The 21,462-nt window shown below is 70.5% G+C and carries 15 protein-coding genes; 9 read left to right on the top strand and 6 right to left on the bottom strand.

Going from position 1 to position 21,462, the window contains the following annotated elements:
• Positions 1 to 111: 111 nt before the first annotated feature.
• The 6 genes from QHF89_RS37895 to QHF89_RS37870 all read left to right on the top strand — a co-directional run bounded on the left by QHF89_RS37895 (position 112) and on the right by QHF89_RS37870 (position 9,122).
• Positions 112 to 540 carry a hypothetical protein gene (locus QHF89_RS37895; RefSeq protein ID WP_136972600.1) on the top strand — a complete coding sequence of 143 codons (429 nt, stop codon included), beginning with the start codon at positions 112 to 114 and terminating at the stop codon, positions 538 to 540.
• 264 nt (positions 541 to 804) lie between these two features.
• Entirely contained in the window at positions 805 to 2,643 is a 1,839-nt protein-coding gene (locus QHF89_RS37890) for a penicillin-binding transpeptidase domain-containing protein (RefSeq protein ID WP_136972601.1), read from the top strand.
• 8 nt (positions 2,644 to 2,651) lie between these two features.
• Positions 2,652 to 3,719 (top strand): FtsW/RodA/SpoVE family cell cycle protein, encoded by a 1,068-nt coding sequence (locus tag QHF89_RS37885; protein WP_284721442.1) that lies wholly within the window; start codon positions 2,652 to 2,654, stop codon positions 3,717 to 3,719.
• 330 nt (positions 3,720 to 4,049) lie between these two features.
• Positions 4,050 to 5,492, top strand: coding sequence for a ferritin-like domain-containing protein (locus tag QHF89_RS37880; RefSeq protein ID WP_136972603.1), 1,443 nt, complete (start codon positions 4,050 to 4,052; stop codon positions 5,490 to 5,492).
• A 316-nt stretch (positions 5,493 to 5,808) separates the two neighbouring features.
• Entirely contained in the window at positions 5,809 to 6,498 is a 690-nt protein-coding gene (locus QHF89_RS37875) for a hypothetical protein (RefSeq protein WP_136972604.1), read from the top strand.
• A gap of 56 nt (positions 6,499 to 6,554) precedes the next feature.
• Entirely contained in the window at positions 6,555 to 9,122 is a 2,568-nt protein-coding gene (locus tag QHF89_RS37870; protein WP_284721441.1) for a hypothetical protein, read from the top strand.
• Here the strand turns inward: QHF89_RS37870 and QHF89_RS37865 are convergent, their stop codons facing one another.
• The gene (locus QHF89_RS37865) at positions 9,123 to 11,828 is read right to left on the bottom strand and encodes a protein kinase domain-containing protein (protein ID WP_136972606.1); all 2,706 of its coding nucleotides are present in this window, start codon (positions 11,826 to 11,828) and stop codon (positions 9,123 to 9,125) included. It lies immediately after the preceding gene.
• Positions 11,829 to 11,857: 29 nt separating this feature from the next.
• On the opposite strand from QHF89_RS37865, the gene QHF89_RS37860 reads away from it, so the two are divergent.
• A complete protein-coding gene (locus QHF89_RS37860) occupies positions 11,858 to 12,688 on the top strand; it encodes a sigma factor-like helix-turn-helix DNA-binding protein (RefSeq protein WP_136972607.1) in 831 nt (276 codons plus the stop codon).
• A 277-nt stretch (positions 12,689 to 12,965) separates the two neighbouring features.
• On the opposite strand, the gene QHF89_RS37855 is transcribed toward QHF89_RS37860, so the two are convergent.
• Positions 12,966 to 14,276: a cytochrome P450 gene (locus QHF89_RS37855; RefSeq protein WP_136972608.1), complete on the bottom strand. Its 1,311-nt coding sequence runs from the start codon at positions 14,274 to 14,276 to the stop codon at positions 12,966 to 12,968.
• 465 nt (positions 14,277 to 14,741) lie between these two features.
• On the opposite strand from QHF89_RS37855, the gene QHF89_RS37850 reads away from it, so the two are divergent.
• The gene (locus tag QHF89_RS37850) at positions 14,742 to 15,065 is read left to right on the top strand and encodes a four helix bundle protein (protein ID WP_136972609.1); all 324 of its coding nucleotides are present in this window, start codon (positions 14,742 to 14,744) and stop codon (positions 15,063 to 15,065) included.
• A 51-nt stretch (positions 15,066 to 15,116) separates the two neighbouring features.
• Here the strand turns inward: QHF89_RS37850 and QHF89_RS37845 are convergent, their stop codons facing one another.
• From QHF89_RS37845 to QHF89_RS37835, 3 genes are all read right to left on the bottom strand, one after another.
• Positions 15,117 to 15,653 (bottom strand): RNA polymerase sigma factor, encoded by a 537-nt coding sequence (locus QHF89_RS37845; RefSeq protein ID WP_284721440.1) that lies wholly within the window; start codon positions 15,651 to 15,653, stop codon positions 15,117 to 15,119.
• 245 nt (positions 15,654 to 15,898) lie between these two features.
• Positions 15,899 to 16,228 (bottom strand): four helix bundle protein, encoded by a 330-nt coding sequence (locus QHF89_RS37840; RefSeq protein WP_136972611.1) that lies wholly within the window; start codon positions 16,226 to 16,228, stop codon positions 15,899 to 15,901.
• Between the two features lie 412 nt (positions 16,229 to 16,640).
• The gene (locus tag QHF89_RS37835; RefSeq protein ID WP_136972612.1) at positions 16,641 to 18,134 is read right to left on the bottom strand and encodes a hypothetical protein; all 1,494 of its coding nucleotides are present in this window, start codon (positions 18,132 to 18,134) and stop codon (positions 16,641 to 16,643) included.
• A gap of 858 nt (positions 18,135 to 18,992) precedes the next feature.
• Between QHF89_RS37835 and QHF89_RS37830 the strand changes: the two genes are divergently transcribed.
• Positions 18,993 to 19,121: a hypothetical protein gene (locus QHF89_RS37830; RefSeq protein ID WP_284721439.1), complete on the top strand. Its 129-nt coding sequence runs from the start codon at positions 18,993 to 18,995 to the stop codon at positions 19,119 to 19,121.
• Between the two features lie 121 nt (positions 19,122 to 19,242).
• Here QHF89_RS37830 and QHF89_RS37825 read toward each other — a convergent pair whose 3' ends face one another.
• Positions 19,243 to 21,438, bottom strand: coding sequence for an FHA domain-containing protein (locus QHF89_RS37825; protein WP_136972613.1), 2,196 nt, complete (start codon positions 21,436 to 21,438; stop codon positions 19,243 to 19,245).
• Positions 21,439 to 21,462 lie beyond the last annotated feature (24 nt).

The following is a 21,462-nucleotide window of genomic DNA, read 5'->3' as shown; positions in this document are numbered from 1 at the left end:
GAGCGGAAGCGGGAGCGGGAGCGGGAGCGGAAGCGGGAGCGGCAGCGGGGGCGGCAGCGGGAGCTTCATCCCATTTACGCAGGGGGCGGACGCCGGCTACAAGGGATGCGCATGTTGAGGCAACGACAATGGGGGCACTACCTGGGAGTGCTGATGAGCCTCTTTGGTGTGGGATGCGGGGGGAGCGCACGGGACGTGCGGGTGCTCGAGTGGGTGCATGCGCAGAGCGTCGCGCCCCAATCCACGCAAGAGATTTCCCTCCCGGGCGATCTTGCGGGGGCGAGCGCGGATGCCCGGGTGCACGTGGCGCGGCTCGCCGATGGGCGCACTTGCATCCTCCTCAAGAAGTCAATCGGATGGAAAAGCAACTTCGAGGGAGGGCTCCTATGTGACGCCCCCTTGCTTCCTGCCGAGATCGTAGCGGCGCCGTCCGCTCCACGCGCCTACGTGAGCCTACCCGGACACGCGGTGTTCGAGGAGCTTTATGTGCGAACCCAGCACGACAAACGCACCTTCGACGTGTACTTCGATCTGAACTGACGCTTCCTCGACGCCGGTGCGCTGCGGTTGCCGCCCGGCGCGCTCGTCTTCCGTGCACGTGCGCGTGCGTGATTCCAGGACGAGAGACGTGTCTCACACACGCCTGAAAGCCGCTTCAGTCGTCCACGTGTCGGACACCGTCCGATTCGCGGAATTGACGTGTCGCTCGCCGTCTACGAAGGGGAAGACCGGCGGGCCCTCGCCGCGTTCCTCTTTGCTCTCACGACGAGTGACGACCCCTCGATTTATTTACGGAGGACCGTGATGCCCGACGACACCGCCCTGATCCCCGATGTCCACGAGGCGACGAGCGCCCCCGACGCGCGCACCCACCTCGGATGCCGCTTGCGAGGCATGTCGTGGTTCGTCGGCGCGGCGCTCCTCGGCCTCGCGGCTCGCGGCGTCCACCTGCAGATCGTGCACGGCGCTGAGCACGCGGCCCGCCTCGAAGCCGCCAGCGTGAAACGAGTGCGCCTCGCGCCGAGCCGCGGGGTGATCCGCGACGCGCGCGGCCGCGTCGTCGCCGAGAATCGCGTCGCCGTCGACGCCTACGTCCTCCCCGATCGGATGCTCGCCCGACCGGACGAGAAGGTGCCCCGCCTCGCCGCCGCGCTCGGCCTCAACGATGACGAGCGCAGACGTCTCCGCCAGAAGCTCGACGCTGTGCCCGCTGCGAAGCGCGACCAGTTCCTCCTCGTGCGCCGCGACGTCGATCCCGAGCGACTTCTGGCGATCCACGACGACCGCGCGCTCTCCTGGATCAAGCTCGTCGAACGAGCGGGGCGGCGCTACCCGTTCGGCCCCCTCGGCGCGCACGCGATCGGGTACATGAACGAGGTCTCGCCGGCCGAGCTCGCGAAAGATCCCAGCAAACGCCTGGGCGATCGCGTCGGCCGCACCGGCGTCGAGCGCGCGCGGGATCGAGCGCTGCGCGGCACGCCTGGCCACGCCTTCGTGGGCGTGTCGAGCCGGGTCGTCGTGCCCGCGGGGCGCGAGGGCACGGCGCCCATCGCTGGACATGACGTGACGCTGACCCTCGACATGGATCTCGTGCGCGCGCTGGACGAGGCCTTCGACCGCCACGACCAGCGCAAAGGCGCCGCGGTGCTGATCGACGTGCACACCGGCCGCGTGCTCGCGATGACATCGCGACCCGCGTTTGATCCCAACCTGCTCGATCGCGGCGTGGCCGTCCCCGCGGCGGGCTCCGAGCTCGATCGCGCGCTTCTGCAGAGCGAACCGCCGGGCTCGACGATCCACCCCTTCACGGCGCTGGCGGCGCTCGCCTCGGATCGCGCTGCTGCCGAGCATCCGGTCGAGTGCAAGGGCTTTTACCCTCTCGGGCGCCGGTTGTTTCGCTGCACGCACTCTCACGGTCGGGTCGATCTGGATCACGCCCTCGCCGAGAACTGTTTCGTGTGGCTCTACGATCAGGCCGCGCGCCTCGGGCTCGACGCCATCGTCGGCGAGGCCAGGCGATTCGGCCTCGGCGCGCCCACCGGCATCGAGGTGGGCCGAGAGCTCGCCGGGCTCGTCCCGACCCGCGCCTGGTTCGAGCGCGCCGATCCGGGCCCCTTTCGCGCGGGCCACAGCCTCACTGCCGCGATCGGGCTGGGCGTCGTGCGGGTGACGCCGATCCAGCTCGCGGTGGCCTATGCGGCGCTCGCGAACGGCGGCACCGTGCGCACGCCGCAGATCGTCGTGAGCGACGTGCCAGCGCCCGCGCGGCAGGTGGACGTTCCCGCCGCGGATCTCGCGCGGATCCGCGCCGCGCTGCGCGCCCGTGCGAGCGAGCTCTACGGGTTGCAAGCCAGCGGCGTGGCCGGCACTCTGGGCGCGTCCGACTCGCGCGAGTTCTTCCTGATGTCCACGGCCTACATCGAAGCGGAGGACGCTCCACCGGACGACGAGCCGCGCGCGCGCCCCATCCGCATGCCGGAGACGAACGGCTGGTTCGCGGGCTTCGCGCCTGCGGACGCCCCCGAGGTGGCCATCGTCGTCCTCGTCCAGGGCCGGTCCTTCGCGGATCACCGCACCGCGAGCGCCATCGCGGACGACACGCTGCGCGCCTACTTCGCCGGCAAGGAAAGAGGCTCCCGATGATGCGCGTCTTGCGAAACCGTCCCGTCGTGGTGGTCGTCGTCGCCGCCGTCGCGCTCGCCGCCGTCGGGCTCGCGACCGTGCACGCGGCGGGGCTCGCCTTCCCGGGAAGGAGCGCGCTCTGGCCCCGGCAGCTCGCGTGGCTCCTCGTCGGTTCGGCCGCGGCGCTCCTCGTTGCGCGCGCGGATCTGCGCCGTCTCCAGGACCGCCGAGCGCTGCTGATTCACGGCGCGCTGATCCTCACCACCCTCGCTACGTTCGCCGCGTCGGGGGCCCGCGACACGCACCGCTGGCTGCACCTCGGGCGCCTCAACGTGCAGCCGTCCGAGCCCCTCAAGCTCGGCCTCGTGCTCGCGCTCGCGAGCTGCTTTTCTCGTCCCGCCGAAGGCCCGCGACCGCTCCGCGATCTCGCGCTCCCGGCGGGGCTCCTCGCCTGCACGTTGATCCCTGTGCTGCTCCAGCCGGATCTCGGGACCGCGGGGGTGCTCGCGTTGATCGCCGCGTCGGCGCTGGCGCTCGAGCGCTTTTCGCTCGGCGCTCGGGTCACCCTGGCCCTCGGCGTGCTCGGCAGCCTCGCGGCCGTGTGGCTCACCCTGCACGACTACCAGCGCGCGCGCCTCGCTGCGTTCGTTCACGGCGCCGATCCGATGACCGCCGGCTACCAGAGCGACCACGCGTTGCGGCTCGTCGGCGCCGGCCGTCTCCTCGGCGCCAAGAGCTTCGCGGGGAGCGAGCCCTACCCGCTGCCCGAGGCCCACGGCGACTTCGCCTTCGCGGTCTGGGCGCACGAGCACGGCTTCGCCGGCGCGGCGCTGGTGCTCGCGCTCTACCTCGCGCTGGTGCTCGCCGCGCTGCGGATCGCCGCGGGCGCGCGCGACCGCTTCGAGGCCCACGTCGCTGTGGGCGTCGCGGCGCTCGTGTTCTGGCAGGCGGTGATCAACGCCGGCATGGTGATGGGCCTGCTGCCCGTGGTGGGCGTCACGCTGCCCCTGATCTCGTACGGCGGCTCGAGCGCGTTCACGTGCCTCGTGGGCGTCGGGCTGCTCGCGAGCGTGGCCCGGCGGTCCACCACGGCGTAGCCAGGGCCGCTGAGCCTCGCCGGGCTGATCCGCCTCTCCACCACAGGCTCGGCGCGCTTCCGCTTCCGCTGCCGCTGCCGCTGCCGCCCCCGCTTCCGCTCCCGCTGCCGCTGCCGCTGCCGCTGCCGCCCCCGCTTCCGCTTCCGCTCCCGCTTCCGCTGCCGCTGCCGCTCCCGCTTCCGCCTCCATTCCCGTTTCCGACGCCCCCGCGCCGTCTCCGACGTCGTTCGCGTCGAGCACCACACGCGAACCGCACGCCCGCGGCATGCGTGTTGCCATGGATTCGGTCGAGCCGTTCGCTGTGTGCACGCGCGGGCTCGGGAGATCCTCATGGCCCATCGATTCCTGCGTGATTGCAACCCGGATCCCGATGAATCCGTGGAGTCATGGCTCGCGCGCATCTTCGAGCGCGCCCAGCGCGTCGCCCTCGTGACCGGGCTCCTCGCCCAGGGCTGCACGACCGAGCCCACGCAGGCGCTCGCGGAGCCCGCGGATACGGACGCCGTCGATGAGGCGGGAAACGCGCAGGTGGCCCGCGGAGTGCCTTGCGCGCCCGGCACGTACCTCCCCATCTCGGCGAGCGGCCTCTCGCCCGCGCGGCGCTTCGATTCCCTCGCCATCCGCACCCTCAGCGGCATCCGGGCCTCGGAGGAGGGCCCGGAGCGCTGGACGCTCTCCGACTTCAACGTCGTCAGCGAGGTGGGCACCGCCTGCGCGACAGCCACGACCCGCGAATGCCACCAGAAGATCCGCATGCACCCGGAGCCCTTCCGGGCGACGAGCTGCTTGCAGATCTGCAGCGAGACGTCGGTCGTGACCACGGCGGGCAACGAGGTGCGACGCTGGGTCGGTGTCCCGGAAATTCGCACGCTCCTCGGCCCGATCGACACGCCCGACGAGGCGCTGCTGCTCGTGGAGTCCATGGGATACGACCTCACCTGCGACAATGCCGAGCGCACCTCCGTGCGCGCGGCGCCGGACGGTTTCATCGTGACGGCCACGAAGATCACGAGGGACTGCGCGCCGATCATCACCACGCGATACACGCTGCGCATCTGGCGTAGCGGCGAGATCCAGGAGGTCCGCACCGAGGAGATCGAGCGTGACTCGGCGTGCATCGGGCGTGTCCCGGCCGGGCTCACGAGCGCGCCCGCGGACGAGGGGCGGTCTCGGCTCGGGGACTTCCTCGCGCGCGCCGCGCACCTGGAGGCGGCGAGCGTGATCGCCTTCGAGCGGCTCGCGGCGGAGCTCTCCGCGCTCGGCGCGCCAGCGTCGCTCGTGCACGAGGCGCGGAGGGCGGCCGAGGACGAGGTCCGGCACGCGGACGTGGTCTCGGCCCTCGCGCGGGCGCGCGGCGGCGGCACGCCCGTCTCGCCGCGTGTGGAGGCGTTGCCGCTCCGCGCGCTCTTCGCGCTCGCCCTGGAGAACGCGGTGGAGGGCTGCGTGCGCGAGACGTTCGGGGCGCTCGTGGGGGCCCATCAGGCGCGGCGCGCGGCAGACGTCGAGTTCGCGGCGGCGATGCAGGAGATCGCGGCCGACGAGGCGCGGCACGCGGCCCTGTCGTGGAAGGTGCACGTCTGGGCGATGGAGCGGCTCGGGCCGGAGGAGCGGGCGCATGTCCAGCAGGCGCAGGCCGACGCGCTTTCGCGTCTCGCGGCGTCGACGACGCGCGCCCCGGCCCCCGAGGTGGCGCGCGCGGCGGGTTTGCCGGGGCCTAACGAGGCGGCATGCCTGCTCGATGTGCTTCGGCAGGGCATCGTGGCGGAGGCGTAGGCGGGAGGTTTCAGGGCGAGGCTTCGCCCCGGGGCTTTGCCGAGGCGTTCGCCTCGCGCTGATGGAATGCCCCGCCGCCGCCGCTGCCGCTGCCGAATCGGCTCTCAAACTCGACGTGCAAGGAGAAGTCGAGGGCGTCCGCCTCGTCAGCACCTCGGTAAGGGCCGCAGTTCGGGACGCACGGCCTCGCCGAAGCGCGGGCTCGACGACCCCAAGGGGCCCGGCCCAATGCCGACGGACGACCCGTCAAAAAAATGCATGAAGCGATGCGACTTGCCCCGGCGACGCGTGATCTGGGTGCAAGGAGCAAGATTTCATGCGTCGACTCTGGGTCGTCCTGTTTGCAAGCACCCTGTTCGGGTGCAGCCTCATCCCGTCGAAGACCTCTGGCCTGCTCGGCAAAACCCCCGGCGCCACGAAGACGGCGGAGCAAGATCCATCGTCCCAAGGTTCAGCCGGCGTGAAGAACCTCTCCGAGCGCGCAGAGAAGGTGACCGCGAAGGCAGCCAAAGGCGAGGCGATCACGGCCGAGTGGCATAACCGCCTGACAAACCGCGAGGCCTTCGTCGCATACGTGACGAAGAGCTACCAGGAGCCGGCGGCGAAGGTCGAGGTGACGATCGAGCCGAGCTGGTTCGAGGGGTTCACGCCGCTGGATGCGAAATACAAGGCGGCGATCGACGAGGCCTCGAAGACGAACCGCTGGGATCACGCCGCGAAGATCGACGACAAGGCGACCACAGACTACTTCCGCGGCTTTCATAGCGGCAAAGACGGGACGGTCGACGCGAAGGTACTCGAGGTCGCCGCCTACGACGATTGGTCAGTCACCAAAGAGCTCGGGTTGCCCGTCTCGCGCGACCGCCGGGTGCAGGTGATGATCCAGGCGAAAGGCGAGACGTATTGCCGCGTCTACGGCGTGACCGTGAACTCGAAATACAACGGCGGCTGGGGCGCGCCGTACACGATCGGCGGCGCGAACATCCAGAGCTCGAGCTGCAAATAGAGGGCAGAGGTCCCACGTCGGGCCCAAGGTCGATGGATCCACGAAGAGAGAATGCAATGAACGGAAAGCAAACGCATTTCGTCGAGCTGCGATGTCTTGTCCTCGCCCTCGGGGTCGGCGCCGTCACGGCAGCCTGCGGGGGGGAGCCCGCGACCGAGGGCACGGCTCGGGCAGCCGCAGAGCCCCCGGCGCGGCATGCACCCGCCGCGATGGGGAGGGACCTACGCGCGGCCTACATCGCTTCGACGCAGCGCGGGGCGCCGCCGCGTTATGCCGCGGAGGCATCGTCGCCCGGCCGCCTGCGTGCCGAGAACGAGGCGCAAGCGTTCTCGACGACGCTCGACGGCGCCGGCGTGTCCGTGACCTCGCGCGACGGGGGGCTCACGTTTTCGATGCGCGCGACGGGGTTCGGCTGCGCATCGGCCGTCGCGACGCTCGGCGAGGCCTCGCCCGAGGCGGAAGGGAATTTCATTCGTTATCGACGCGAGAACCTCGAAGAATGGTATCTGAACGGACCCCTCGGGCTCGAACAAGGTTTTACGCTCGCGCGGGCGCCTGCTTGTGCGGGCACGAAGGTCGTCGCGCTGGAGCTCGGCGGCGATCTGCTTGCCGCGATCGTGGATGAGGACGGTGATGGGCGCGGCGACGCGCTCGAGCTCGCCGATGGCGCAGGTCGGAGGGGGCTCGCTTATTCGGAGCTCTACGCGACGGACGCGACGGGCAGGGAGCTCCCGGCGTGGCTCTCCCTCGAAGATCGGCGGCTCACCATTCACGTTGATGATGCGGGCGCCGTGTATCCGGTGGAGATCGATCCGCTGATCACGCAGCAGGCGAAGCTTACGGCGAGCGACGCCGCGGAGGGCGACTTCTTTGGCCTTTCGGTCGCGATCTCCGGGGACACCGCGCTCGTCGGGGCGCCCTGGGACGATGATAAGGGGTCCGCGTCGGGCGCCGCGTACGTTTACGTGCGTGCGGGCGGCATCTGGATGCAACAGGCGAAGATCGTGCCGTCCGACGGCGAGGGGTCGGACCGGTTCGGCTATGTCGTCGCGCTCTCCGGGGACCGCGCGCTCATCGGGGCGCCTTATGACAACCAGACGGGCGGCTCGGCGTATGTCTACGTGCGGAGCGGCGGCGTCTGGACGCAGCATGCGAAGCTCGTGTCGAGCGACCTCACGGCGGGCGACCTCTTTGGCCGATCGGTCGCGATCGAGGGGACGACCGCGCTCATCGGCGCGGAGAACGACGACGCGAAGGGCGCATACTCGGGCTCGGCCTATGTCTTCGTGCACAATGGCATCTGGACGCAGCAAGCAAAACTCGTGGCGAGCGACGGCGTGCCCTCCAGCATTTTCGGCAGCGGGGTGGCCCTCTCGGGAGATACCGCGCTCATCGGAGCCGAGGAAGGGGACGACAATGGCGTGAAGACCGGTACGGCCTATGTCTTCGTGCGGAGCGGATCGGCGTGGACCCAGCAGGCGAAGCTCGTGCCGGGCGACGCGAAGGCAGGAGATTACTTCGGGATGTCGGTGGCGCTCTCGGCAGACACCGCGCTCGTCGGGGCGTACAAGCACAGTGCGAAGGGCTATAGCTCCGGCGCTGGTTATGTGTTCGTACGGAGCGGAGCCACGTGGACCACGCAAGCGAAGCTCCTCGCGAGCGACGGGGTGGCGGGCGATGGCCTCGGTTACGAGGTCGGCCTCGAGGGGAACAAGGCGATCCTCGGCGCGTACGGCGCGGCCGCGCAGGCGGCGGGTTCCGGGGCGGCCTACCTCTTCGAGCGAAGCGGCGAGGCCTGGACCGAACAGGCGAAGCTCGTCGCGAGCGACGGCGCGATGGACGACCGCCTCGGCATTTCGGTCGCACTCTCGGGTGGCATGGCGATCGTGGGGGCGCACCTCGACGACGGGTTGGTGCTCGACGCCGGATCCGCCTACATCTTCGACGTCAAGTCGAACCCAGGGAGCTCGTGCGCAAGCGCGCTCGATTGCAAGAGCGGGTTCTGCGTCGACGGCGTCTGCTGCAATACGGCCTGCGGTGGCGGCGCCGCGGACGATTGCCAGGCATGCAGCATGGCGGAGGGCGCGGCGGCGGATGGAACCTGCGTGCCGCTCGCTGCGGGCACGGATTGCCGCGCGAGCGTAGGCGCGTGCGACGTCGCCGAGGTCTGCGACGGCGCCGCAAACGATTGCCCTGCGGATGAAAAACGCGCCATGGGCACCGAATGCCGCGCTGCCTCCGGCGAATGCGACATCGCCGAGACCTGCAACGGCGCCGCGAACGATTGCCCCGTCGATGCCAGCGCGCCGGATGGCGCCGTATGCACCGCCGGGACGTGCTCCGGCGGCGTGTGCATGAGCGGAAGTGGCGGCTCTGGCGGAAGCGGCGGCTCTGGCGGAAGCGGCGGCTCTGGCGGCTCCGGCGGAAGCGGCGGCTCTGGCGGCTCCGGCGGAAGCGGTGGCTCCGGCGGAAGCGGCGGCAGCGGCGGCTCCGTTGCCGAGGACGGCGGCTGTGATTGCAGCGTTCCGGGAGACCGTCCGGTCAACGACAGCCGCGCGGCCCTCTTCGTCCTCGGCCTCGGCATGCTCGTGGCGCGCGGCCGCCGTATCCAACGCCGCGCCTGATCAGCGGCGCCCCTTCACCTTGCGCTCGAGCTTGCGGGCGTCCTGGATCAGATCACGCAGATCGGCGTTTTCCTCGGCCGTAGCCTCGATCGGCCGCAGGATCGCGAGGGCCTCGTCGACGTGCGCCGCCGCGGACGGGCCCCGCTCGTTTTCCGCCAGAATGAGCAGGGCCGCCGCGACCTCGTGCCGGTTCTGCGGCGTGTCCACCGCCGCGAGGTGCCTCTTCAGCAGCTCGACGCTTCGCCGCTGCGCCGCCTGGCCCACGTCGAGCCGCTTCGTCTCCAGCTCGAGCTGCCCGAGATGCCCAAGCGCCACCCCCAGATCATGCTCCGACCGCCGCGCATCCGGCGCCTTCTCCGCGAGCTTTTCCAGCAAGTCCACCGCGCGGCGCATCTCGACCCGAGCCTCGTCCACGCGGCGCAGAGCCCGCAAGACGTCCCCCAGCGCCAGCGCCGACACCGACTGATCCCGCTGCCACTCCAGGTTGTCCGGGGCGAGCGCGACGAGCCGCGCCGACGAAGCGTCGCTCTCCCGCATCCACGGCAATGCCGCCTCCGCGTCGCCCCGCGCGATGGCCAAGGCCCCGAGCCGATCCGACATCGCCCCCACGGCCCGCTGCCACTCGATGTTCGACGGATCCCTCTCGGCGAGCGCGCGATACCCGGCGTGCGCCGCGCGATACGAAGGCTCGGCCGCGGCGAGCTCCCCCGCGTGCTCGTCCGCCGCCCCGAGCTGCATCTCCGCGCTCGCCAGATCGTACCGGGCCACCATGTCATCCGGGCGCGCCGCGACCCGGGCGCGGGCGAGATCCAGCGCCGCGACCGCCTCCTCGCGCTCGGCGCGGACTTCCCCCGAGAGGTTCAGCGTCTTCCACCGATCACAACGCAACGAGAACAGCAAGCGCGAAGCCTCGGACGCCGGGCCGCCCGCCTCGGCGACGAGCGAAAGCGCGGCCGGCCGCGCCAGCTCGAGGAGCCTCCGAGAAGCCAGCAGATCGCCCCTCAAGCGCGCCACCTCGGCGAGCGCCACGTGGGTCCTCACGAAGAGCCCACGGAGCTCCGGCCCCGCCCCCTCCCGGCCCATCGCCGCGCAAGATTCGTACAGCGTGGTCGCCTCATCGAGTTCTCCGCGGCGCTTGTGAACATCCCCGAGCCGGACCGCCGCAAGGCAGCGCGCCGCCGCGGCCAGGTCCCCGGCGCCTGCGCTGTCCGCCGCGGTCCTGCTGCGCTGGTAGCTCTCTTCGGCGCCCGCGAGATCGCCGCGCGCGAAGGCGACATCCCCCGCGAGACCCGCGACCTCGGCTCGCCGGAGCAGCGCGCCGGCGTCCTCGGCGCCGACCGAGCGATCTTGGTAGTCCTTGACGGCCCGGGCGACGCCGTCGAGCGCGTCGAGGCGCCCGACCCTCTCGAGCCGATCGCGCAGATCCCCCAGGATGAAGCTCACGAGCGCCTCCGCGGCGGCCCGCTCCGACTCGGCGCGCGCCCTGGCGGACTCGGCCCGCGCCTGCTCCGCGCGTGCGAAGGCCCGCTCCGCGAAGATGCGCCGCAGCCCCACGGCGCCAAGGACGAGGAGCACGACGAGCGCCGCGCTCGCCACGAGGAAGGCCGCCTGATACCGCCGCACGAAGCGCCGGACGAGATCGCTGGTCGTGTATCTGTGGGCCGCGACGAGCCGGCCGGCTTGCCAGCGCTTGAGGTCCTCGGCGAGATCCTGGGCGGACGGGTATCGCACCTCGGGCTCGGGCGCCATCGCGCGCTGGACGATGGCGGCGAGATCGGGCGGCGCGTCGGGGGCGTTTCGGGCGAGCCGCTCGGGAGCGTGCTCGGCGGCGCGCGTCGAGAGCGAATCGCCGCGGCCGGCGTGGGGCGGGGCGCCGGTGAGCACGTGGTAGAGGATCGCGCCCAGGCCATACACGTCGGAACGCGCATCGGCGGCTTGCCCGCGCACCTGCTCGGGGGCCATGTAGGCGAGGGTTCCGAGCACCTCGCCGTCGCGCGTGGTCATCGGTTCGAGGGCGCTGGCTTCGTCCGAGGCTCTCGCCCTGTCGGCGCTCTCGTCGCGCTCGCGGGCGAGGCCCCAGTCGACGACGACGACCTCACCGAAGGGACCGACGAGGACGTTCTGGGGCTTGAGGTCGCGGTGGACGACGCCTTCGCCGTGGGCGTAGGCCACCGCGTCCACGACGCCGATCACGGCGGGCAGGAGGCGGAGCCGCTCCTCGAAAGAGCGCGCTTTGGCCGCGCTGCGATCGAGGCTTTCACCCTTCACGAGGCGCATGACGAAGAAGGCCTCGCCGGTGGGCAGGACGCCGGCGTCGTAGACCGGGACGATGGCCGGGTGCTGGAGGCGGGCGGTGATGCGTTGCTCGCGTACAAAGCGGCGCTCGAGCCCTTCGGCGCTGCGGCGCAGGAGTTTGAGGGCGACGGGGCGCCTGAGCAGCCGATCGTCGGCCTTCAGGATGCGCCCCATCCCGCCTCGCGCGATCTCGGCGCCGGGCGTGTATCTGGGGGAGCCGTCGGGCAGGAGCGGGCTGGGGGGCGGGCTCGGGGGTGCGTCGGGGGAGAAGGGCTCGGTGCGGGCGAGAGCGGCGACGATTGCGAGGCAAGCGGGGCAGACGTCGAGGTGCGACTCGGTTCGCGTATGCTCCTCGTCGGCGAGGCTGCCTCTGACAAACGCGAGCAGGGTGAACTCGGAGGGGCAAGTCACCGGCGCATGGATGCTATGGTCGAAGCGGCATGTCGAGCCTCGTGGCAGAGCTGCGTGAAGAAGGCGCGATCCGGGCGCTCGCGCGACGGGCGCGGGAAGCGTGGCCGGGGATCGAGGTCCCCGAGGACGAATTTGGCGCCGAGCTTGCGGCGCACGCGACGGGCTCGAGCGCGCCTCCGGAGCGGGCGGCGGTGGAGATGTGGCTCGCGCTGGCGTGTGCGCGTGGGCACGGCAAGGCGCTGCGTGAGCTCGAGGCGCGCGCGTTTCCTGGGGCGCGGGCGGCGCTCTCGCGGATGGGGTTTTCGGCGGACGCGATCGACGAGGCGCTCCAGAGCCTGCGGGAGAAGCTGTTCGTGGCGCAGGGAGGGCAGCCGGCGCGGATCCTCGCGGCGGCGGCGCATGGGGATCTGGCGGGTGTGATCCGCGTGGCGGCGATGCGGACGGCATTGAATTTGAGGCGGCAGGATCATCGGCTCGCGCTGGGGGATGCGCCGCTGCTCGAGGAGCTCGCGGCGGAGGGTGATCCGGAGCTCGACGCGCTGAAGGAGCAACATCGCGCGGCGTTCAAGGCGGCGATCGAGGATGCGTTGAGGGGCCTTTCGCCGCGGGAGCGGACGTTGCTCCGGATGCACCTTTTGCATGGGCTCTCGATCGACACGATCGGGGCGACGTACCGGGTGCACCGGGCGACGGCGGCGCGCTGGCTCTCGGCCATCCGCGAGAAGCTCGACGGCGAGGCGAGGCGTCTCTTGCGCGAGCGACAGGGGCTCACGGATCGCGAGGTGGAGAGCCTCGCGCGGCTGGTCGAGAGCCGCATCCAGGTGAGCTTCCAGCGGGTGCTGCTTTCGGGGTGTGCTTAGGGCAAACCATCGATTGCCGAGGGCGGCCGCCACCCGCCGCCGTGGCGACCGCCACCCCCTGCGAAGGCCCGTGCCTCCTCAGGCGCACGACCTGCCCCCTTCCTCCAGGAACGGTAACAAATAGATTTCGCTTCCCGCTTCCGCTCCCGCCGCCGCTTCCGCTTCCGCCGCCGCTTCCGCTTCCGCTTCCGCCGCCGCTCCCGCTCCCGCTTCCGCTTCCGCTCCCCGCTTCCTTCGGGACGTCGGCGCACCTCAGTAGAATTCGCTGCGGCACGAATTACCGCACGATCACGCGCACGGGAGAGCCGGGCAGACCCTGCAGCCCCACCCGCACCGGCTTCTTGGACACGAGTTCGAAGCTGTAGCGCCGCAGCAGCGTGCCCAGGACAAGCTTCATCTCGTACAGCGCAAACGCGGCCCCGATGCAGCGCCGATTCCCGCCGCCAAACGGCAGGAATTCGAAGGGGGAATAGGTTCGCTCCAGGAATCGCTCGGGACGAAACACCTCCGACTCCGGAAAGACCGCGGGATCGTGGTGGGCCCAGATGATTTGCGCGAACACGCCTGCTCCGGCCGGCAAATCGTAGCCCGCGATTCGCATTGGCGTATTCAGCTTGCGCCCCACCCCCGGGCTGGGCGGGCGCAGGCGCAGCGTCTCGTTGCACACCGCTTCCAGATACGGCGCCTTGGCCAGCGCCTCGGGCTCCGGATCCGTGCCCAGCGCCGTCAGCTCGTCCTGCAGCCGGCGCAGCGCGGCTGGCGCGTTTCCGAGAAAATAGAGCGCCCAGGAGAGCGCGCCCGCGGTCGTGCTGTGCCCCGCGACGAGCAGCGTGTGGAGCTGCTCGAAGATCTGCTGGTCGTCGAGCGCCGTCCCGTCTTCCTGGCGGGCTTCCAGGAGCAGACTCAGGATATCGGTGCGCTCGGCGGGCTCGGCTCGGCGGCGGGCGAGCTCCGGATCGAGGAAGTTGCGCAGGTCCCGGGTCGCGCGCAGCTTGCGCGCCCACGGGCCGAAGCCCCCGAGCTCCCGGCGCAGCCAGGGAATTATGAGGGTGACGGTCAGGCCGAAGGAGAAGCTCTCGCGCAGCGCCTCGAGCAGCTTCTCGAGGCGCGCCGCTTCCTCCGGTGCAGTGACTCCGAACACGATGTGGATGATCGTCTGCAGCGAGATCTTGTGCATGAGGTCCTGCGCCACGAGCTGCTCGCCCGGCTTGAAGTCCCGGGAGTGCTGCAGGGCGAGGTCGCAGATCTGCTTCCCATACAGGCGCATGCGCTGCCCGTGAAACGGCGGCATGAGCAGCTTGCGCATGGCCGTGTGCCGCGCGCCCGAGAGCGCGAACAGCGACGACTCTCCGAACAGCACGGTGAAGTTCTCGACCAGCATCTGGTCGAAGGTCTCCGGCGGCGCCGCGAACACGGCGCGTAGACCCTCCACGCTGCCGGTGGCCAGCACCGGTTTGCCGTCCATCTTCGGGGCCGACATCGGATCGCCGTAGCGCTCCCGCATGCGCAGCGTGTAGCCGATGGGGTCGAGGATCCCCTGGATGTTCATCAGGAGGTTGTTGGTGGGGCCTTGGGGCAAAGAGGTCATGGGGTGCGTTCCTTCGATTGTTCTATCAGCTTAGGCTCTCGGGATAGGACATCCAAGTATCGCAAGCAGCGGGCCAGCTCAGATCCCGGTTGCCGCTGCCGCTGCCGCCCCCGCCCCCGCTTCCGCTTCCGCTTCCGCTTCCGCTTCCGCTTCCGCTGCCGCTTCCGCTGCCGCTTCCGCTGCCGCCCCCGCTGCCGCTTCCGCTGCCGCTGCCGCTGCCGCTGCCGCTTCCGCTGCCGCCCCCGCCTCCGCTTCCGCGTGTCGGACGCGAATTCAAAGGCGCTCTCGTCCGGGGGGGGCGAGCATGCCCGCGTGCTCGGGTGGCGCAAGGCCAAGCCGTCCTCGCCGTCCTCGCGCTTCGCGCTCCGGGCGGCTCCGGGCGGTGCGAGGCAAAGCCTCGCAGCCTTGCGACACCCTCCGCGCGCGGGCGTGGGGCAGGGGCCCCGGTCGGGGAAGGAGGAAGCAATGGCTCTGAGGATCTACAGCGTCACGATCGAAATGCTGCGGCGGCTGCGGCCGGTCATCGAGAAGATCGGCGGGAAAGATGCGAATCTCGCGGATCAGCTACGGCGCGCCGCCACCAGCGTGCCGCTGAACTTGAATGAAGGCGCGTATTCGCAGGGGCGGAACGAACGGGCACGATGGCACACGGCCATGGGCTCGGCGGCAGAGGTTCGAGCGTGTCTGGACGTGGCAGAGGCACTCGGGTACGTAGAAGCGGTGGATGATGAGCTGCGCGATTCGCTGGACCACATCATCGCTACCTTGCACCGGCTGACGCGGCGGTGAAGCGTAAAGCGGGCCGTCCCTCACCGGGCGGCCCGCCGTTTTCGCCGAGCGTCAGAGGGGGGCGTGTAGCGCCAGACGGTTTCGCGCCAGTTGCAGCCGGGCGTAGGCGGTCGTCCGTCGGACTCGAAGCATTCGGGCGATTTCCGGCATCGAGCGGCCCTCGATTTCATAGGCGACCAGCACGGCAGCGACCTTGCGGCCGAGTTTGCGAAGGGCCCTCGCAAGGAGGTGGGCGGCGTCGATTCCCTCGATCACCCGCGGAAAGACCGCCAGCTCCGGGAGCTCTCCCGGGAGCTCTTCCGTCCGATTCCGCGCGAGCTTCCGATGATTCGATGCGATGTAGAGCGCCACCATGGAGAGCCACAGCCGCGCCTGTTCGCCAAACGCGACGCCGTCGCGTCGCCTCCAAGCAACAATGAACACCTCTTGCACGAGGTCGTCCGCCTCCCGCTCCGGAACGCCACGCTTCAGAAGGACGCGCCGAACGAAGTCCCAGGATTCACGGTAAAACCGCGCGAAGGTCGCCTCCGGGGAGGGAAGGGTTGCTGGTTTCTTGGCGGATTCAGGATAGACGTCTACGTTGCTCACAGCTTGTGAACTCCAGCTCGATTGGGGTTTGCGGGTCAGACGCCGGTCGGTGTTGCTAGCACCGGCTGGCGTCGCTTGTTTTGGTCTCATGAATCGGGGGGAAAAGCAATTGCGAAATGAGGGGACGGGTTCGTCGCGGGACGAGCCACGATCCGCCGCAAAAGGCGCGAGGAGCATCGTTATGGATGCTGCGATCCAGGCCGTTTGGCGGGCCGTCCGGTGAGGGACGGCCCGCCTTGCGGGGGTCACGATGCGCGGCGGTAGACGAGGCGGCCGAGGGTGGCGATGACGTGGTCCATGCGATCGAGCATGCGTGCATCGACCGTGCCGATGTAGCGCATGGCCTGTGCGACCTGGATGCAGGCGAGCACCTCCCGGGCGGAACCGAGGGCTGTTTGATAACGCTGCCGTTTATGTCCCGCCGTGTTCCCCGCGCCTTCGGCCACATTGAGGGCGACGCTATGCATGGCCCTGCGCAGTTGCCGAGCCAGATCGGAATCCCTCCGTTCAATCTGCTCTGCGATCCCCGCCGCGTCCCCAGCCATAACCAAAATGACCTCGTAAATCCTCAGCATGACGAAACCCTCCGTCCGACGACCCTTTCGTCGGGACCCCCGTCCCACACCGTCGCGCGGAGGCCTCTTCAAGGCTGCGCAGCACCGCCCGGAGCCGCCCGGAGCAGCACGCAGTGCTGCGAGGACGGCGAGGACGGCTTGGCCTTGAAGAGGCCGAGCACGACGGTACGCTCGCCGTCCCCGAGCGGGTTCTCTGAATCCCGCAGCCGCCGCCGCTCCCGCTTCCGCTCCCGCCGCCGCTCCCGCTCCCGCTCCCGCTTCCGCTCCCGCTTCCGCTCCCGCTTCCGCTTCCGCTTCCGCTTCCGCTCCCGCTCCCGCTTCCGGCTCCCATCATCGCCAGATTCCCGCGCTGCGGTTCTGCGGGCTGGTTCCTGGTCAACTTGGTTGCGGTGCCGACGCTCCGGCTCTAGCCCTACCAGGGCTCCAGCGTCGCCACGTCGAGGGAAGCGCGGACTCCCTCCGCCATCATCGTATCGAGCCCGGGGAAGCTGGCCTTCACCGCATGCGCGCTCAAGGCGTCGGCCTGCGCACGGACTTCGGATTCGAGGCCGAACGCTTTCGCGTGGCGTGCGACGAGCAGCAGATCCCGTTCGCGGAGCGTCGGAGCCTCTGCGAATCGACGAAGGAAGCCTTGGAGGAGCGCACGCACCTGCGGATCGCTGGGCTCGCTCGCGGCAATCACGCGCTGGACGGGCGTCAGATGATCGTGGATCCAATAGGGTTGCAGGACCTGAAACGCGTCAGAGTGAGTCAAGAAGAACGCGCGCACGGCGGGATCGGTCACCAGCTCCGGATGCTCGGGGAGAATCCGGAGCACCGCTTTTCCGTCTTTCGAGAGCGTTGAGCCGGTGGAGAGCGTTCCCTGCGCGAGGCGGTCGAGGAGCGTAGGCAGCTCGAGCTCCTGGGCCGTCTTCCCTCGGCAATCGAACCCGCGTTCGTACAGAGCGGGGATGAAGAGGCTCTCGTCCAGGCTGCGCGACGGCGCTTCGTACCAGCGCTTCGAGAACGAGACGAGGTCCTTGCGGTCCATGTGACATTCGAGCTCGGCCATCCTCGCCGCGACGTACAGATCTCGCCGCGCGGCGGGCCTCCCGCGCACGGACGCCACGCGCGCCTGCCGGTCGACGATGGTGCGAAAGAAGCCTGAGGCGAGCCCCTCGCGTCCGAAGAGCTTCGCGTATCGCGCCATGAGCTGCAGGTGATCGAGGATCAACCCGTGCTCGACCTCCTCGTAGTCGCGGTCGAGCGCGGCCTTCGTCTCGGCCAGGATCTGGTCGAAGAGAGTCGTCGAGCTCGAGAGCGCGCGCTCGAAGTGCAGCTCGACGGCGGGCTCGAGCAGCCGACGCTCGATCGCGTCTCTTGCGCCGCGCCGCTGGGCGAGAGCGGCGGCGTGAGCCTCGTCGTAGTTTGCACCCAGATGGCCGTCTGCGAGCGCGCCCAGCGCGAGGCGCCGAAACATTTCCTTCTCCAGCGGTGGACCGTGCTCGCCGGGCGTCGATTCGTAGTCGGCGATGCCTTCGGGGCGGAGTGCGGCGAGGCGAAGGAGGACGCGCGTCTTCTCCGGCCAGTAATCACGCAGCTGCTTCATCGTCGTGATCCCGACGACTCGCGCCAGCTGGAGGCGATTGTTTGCGATCGGCGAGTGACGGAAGAAGTCGGACTCGAGACGGTCGACGATCTCCTCGGTGCACGCGGGCGCATCGGGCCTCTCGTCGTCGTAGCCGTACGTGATCACGAGTTCCGTGGCGCAGATGCGCGTCTGCCAAGAGCCCGTCGGCTCCGTCGCATCGTGCCAACCCTGGCGAACCCACCGTGTTGCTGCGCTGTCGCTCTTGAGGCACGGCCGCGTCGTCCACGGGCCGCACGCCGCGATGCCGATGGCAAAGAGCCCGAAGAGCCAGCGCACAATACGGATTGTATGCCGAGCGCTTAGGAAAAATAACCCGCCAATTTCACCCTCGCGCAGGAGTCGTCACCCCGCTGCCCCCCACCGCGGCCGTATCCCCGGCCACAGCATGACGCCACCACGCGTGGGCCTCACGCGGAAAGTCCTGCTCGTCATCGAAGTTTCTTGCACTGCGAGCACACATATGCATCGGCGCCGGCAAACAGCGGGGCCCGAGACGTTCACCGAAGGCGCCGCATCAGGGCTGCTCTCGCCGGTGCGCTTTCGAGAATGGCAGCGAGAGTTGCCCGAGGGGCACACGCTTACGCATCTGCGGTCCACGCGCCGAGAGCCCTGCGCGGGCCAATCTGCACGCGAATTGCATCCGGTATGAGCGCGACATTTCGCCATCGCATCGTGCCCGCGCACTTCGGGCACACCGTCACGTCGACGGAAAATACATGCCGCAGAAGCCACGCCCACGGCTTGCGGCGACCGGCTCGGATCCACCACGCACAGCGCAGGCAGTCGCGCTGCTACGCCATAAAAGGCGCGCCGATTGCCTAGCTCTTCATCGATCATCCCTGGCGGCCGCCACACCTGGTAAGGCCCATGGCCCACTCGGCACTCGACCTACCCCCCTTCCTCAGCAGCGGTACAAAAACAGATCCCTCTTGCCGCTCCCGCTCCCGCTTCCGCTTCCGCTTCCGCTCCCGCTTCCGCTTCCGCTCCCGCTTCCGCTCCCGCTCCCGCAGCCGCTCACGCTTCCGCTCCCGCTACGGGTTCCGGCCCCCCCTGACTCGGCGCGACCCGCCGGATCCGCATACCGCAGCCGCCGGATCGGCCCCGCTGGCGCGGGTCGGTGCCACTTCGGACCCCGTGGCCGCCCTTTGGGGCGTCCCCGGCGCCGATCCCCGGACGATGCTGCTTGCCGTGCTCGTGCAAGGCGAGGTCACGGCGGCGGCGGCTGGCGACATCGACGTCGCGACCATCGCAACGAGCAGGTGAACTAGGTCCCGACGAATCGATCGCAGTGCAGTTTCCTCGAAAGTTGGCGCTCGTATCCGCGAATTGCGGACCGAGCGTCGATAGCCAGCGGTGGCGAGATGGATCTCGCGTTTCCAGACGCTCAGCCAGTCACGCGGATCGACACCACTCCATACCCGCGCTCCTCTCGCTCCGCCCACGCGGTCAGCGCCGCGAACGACGGATCGACGACCGCCGCCGCGAGCTCGGCGTCGCTCACCCCCTTGCGCACCGCCCAGGGGACCAGCACCAGCCGGTCGCCCGGCTCGACCGCGATGTCGAACGCCGGCTGGGCTCCCTCGGTGCGGCCGAAGGACGAGGCGGAGGCGTTGTCGAGGTGCTTCCGGAGCTCTGCGCCCGCTTCTCCTTCGAGCATTTCCTTCGTGAGGTGGCCGCTCGCGAGCATGTGCTCGATCACCCCGTGCTCGTCCACCACGATCGACGCCTGCCCGCCGCGCACCCGGTAGACGCGCGTGGCCCCGCGGCGCACGAGGCGCACGCGCCCCCGCACCACGGCGGCGATGACGCCCTCGGCGAGCACGCCGAAGCGCGGATCGGCGGCGTTCATGGCGGCGAGCGCGGCGTCGATGCGCGCCGCCAGCGCCTCGGGGAGCGCCAGCGGATCGGCGGGCAGCGGCGCGCGATCCAGGACGTGCGAGGTCCAGCGGTGGTGGTGGTCGCGGACGCCGAGCGGCGGCGTCGCGGTCGCGACCGGGAGCGGCGCGCCGTAGGCGTGCTCGGCGAGCAGCTCGCCGAGCACCCAGCGGCACACGTCGGCGCCGACGTCGCCGCAGTAGGGGGCCACCCCGCGGAACAGCGCGAACGCCGCGGCGCCGCCGGGGCGCGGGCTCCACACTTCGGCGTGCTCCAGGCCCCGCGGGCCCCACCCGAGCGCGGAGCGGAACGTGATGCCGCCGTGGGAGGCCGCGCGCCGGCCGTACGGTGGAGGCGGCCAGGCCTCGCCGCGCGCCAGGGCGACGTCCTCGAGGCCCACCACCACCGCGGTGTCGCCGAGCGAGAGCGCGCCGGTCGGCTTCATGCCCTTGCGCAACGCCGGCAGGCCGGAGCACACGCCCCGCGCCACGTCGATCACCTCCGCGCTGTGGACGCCCACGTAGGCGCTGTCGCCGCCGATCACCAGCACGCGGCCCCCGTCGATCGCCACCGTGGCCGGGGACATGCGCGGCGCGCGCAGATCAACGGTCGGCGTGAAGGAGCGGGTCGCGAGATCGAACACGTCCACCTCACGCGTCACGCCCGGCCCGGAGGACGGGAGCCCCGAGACCACCAGCGCTCGCCCCTCGCCCAGCGAGACCAGGAACGGGGTGCGGCGCGGGCGCGCGGGCGGCGCGATGGGCTCGAAGGTGAAGGTCTCGGTGTCGAGCACGAAGTACGCGGTGGGTGGCAGGGGGGCGAAGAACCCGTGATCGTTCGCGATCAGGAAGCGGCGCGCGTCGAGGCGCGCCATGACCACGCGGGAGAGCGGCGGTCCGGGGATCGGCGTCCAGGTGTCGCGCGCGGCGTCGTAGAGCTCGGCCACGTGCGGGCTCCGCTCGTGCTGGCCGCCGAGCACCAGCACCCGATCGCCGGGCAGCAGGAGCTCCGCGCCGCCGGTGCGCGCGGCGCGCATGGACGCGGCGCGCGCCGTCGTGAGCGTGCACGGATCGAGGATCTCGACGGTGTCCGTCCCCCCGCCGGCGATCACCACGCGCCCGTCGCCGAGCCGCGTGGCCTTGGGGGCGACGCGCGCCACCTGGAGCGGGATCTCGCGTGTCTCGCGCGCCGAAAGCGACACCACGTCGGCGTTGGCGAACGGCTCCCCGCGCGTCGGCGGCTCCCCGCCGGCGACCAGCAGTCGATCGTCGTCGATCATCGCGATGGCCGGCGCCGCGCGGGCGCGCGACAGCTTGGCGATCGTGTGGAGAGCGGCCTCCGAGGATCGCGAGGGCAGGCCGCGCGCGGCCTCGTGGATCGTCGGCGCGCTGATGTAGAGGCCGCCCAGCTTGTGGAACAGCAGGGTGACCGGCCCGACGTCGAGGAACGCGAGCGTCGACAGCGACGCGGCGTGGGCAGGCCCGCCGCCCTTGCGATCGAGCAGCACGGCGACGTGCACGCCGGGCGTGGAGCGCAGGCTCCACCCGGGCTCGCCCGGCTCCAGGATCACGTGGACCGGGGCCACGCCCGGGTCGGGGAGGACGATCTCACAGGCCGGATCGCTGCCGATCCGAACCGGCGCGTCGGTGCGCAGCAAGAGGCCCGCGGCGGCGCCGTCGAGCACAGTGATCTCCACGGGCGTCATCGCGCCAGGATACGACGTGGGCGC

The organism is Polyangium sorediatum, assembly GCF_029946465.1.
Lineage (GTDB): Bacteria > Myxococcota_A > Polyangia > Polyangiales > Polyangiaceae > Polyangium > Polyangium fumosum.
The sequence above is the reverse complement of the archived record's forward strand: the minus strand, read 5'-3'. Positions and strand labels throughout refer to the sequence as shown.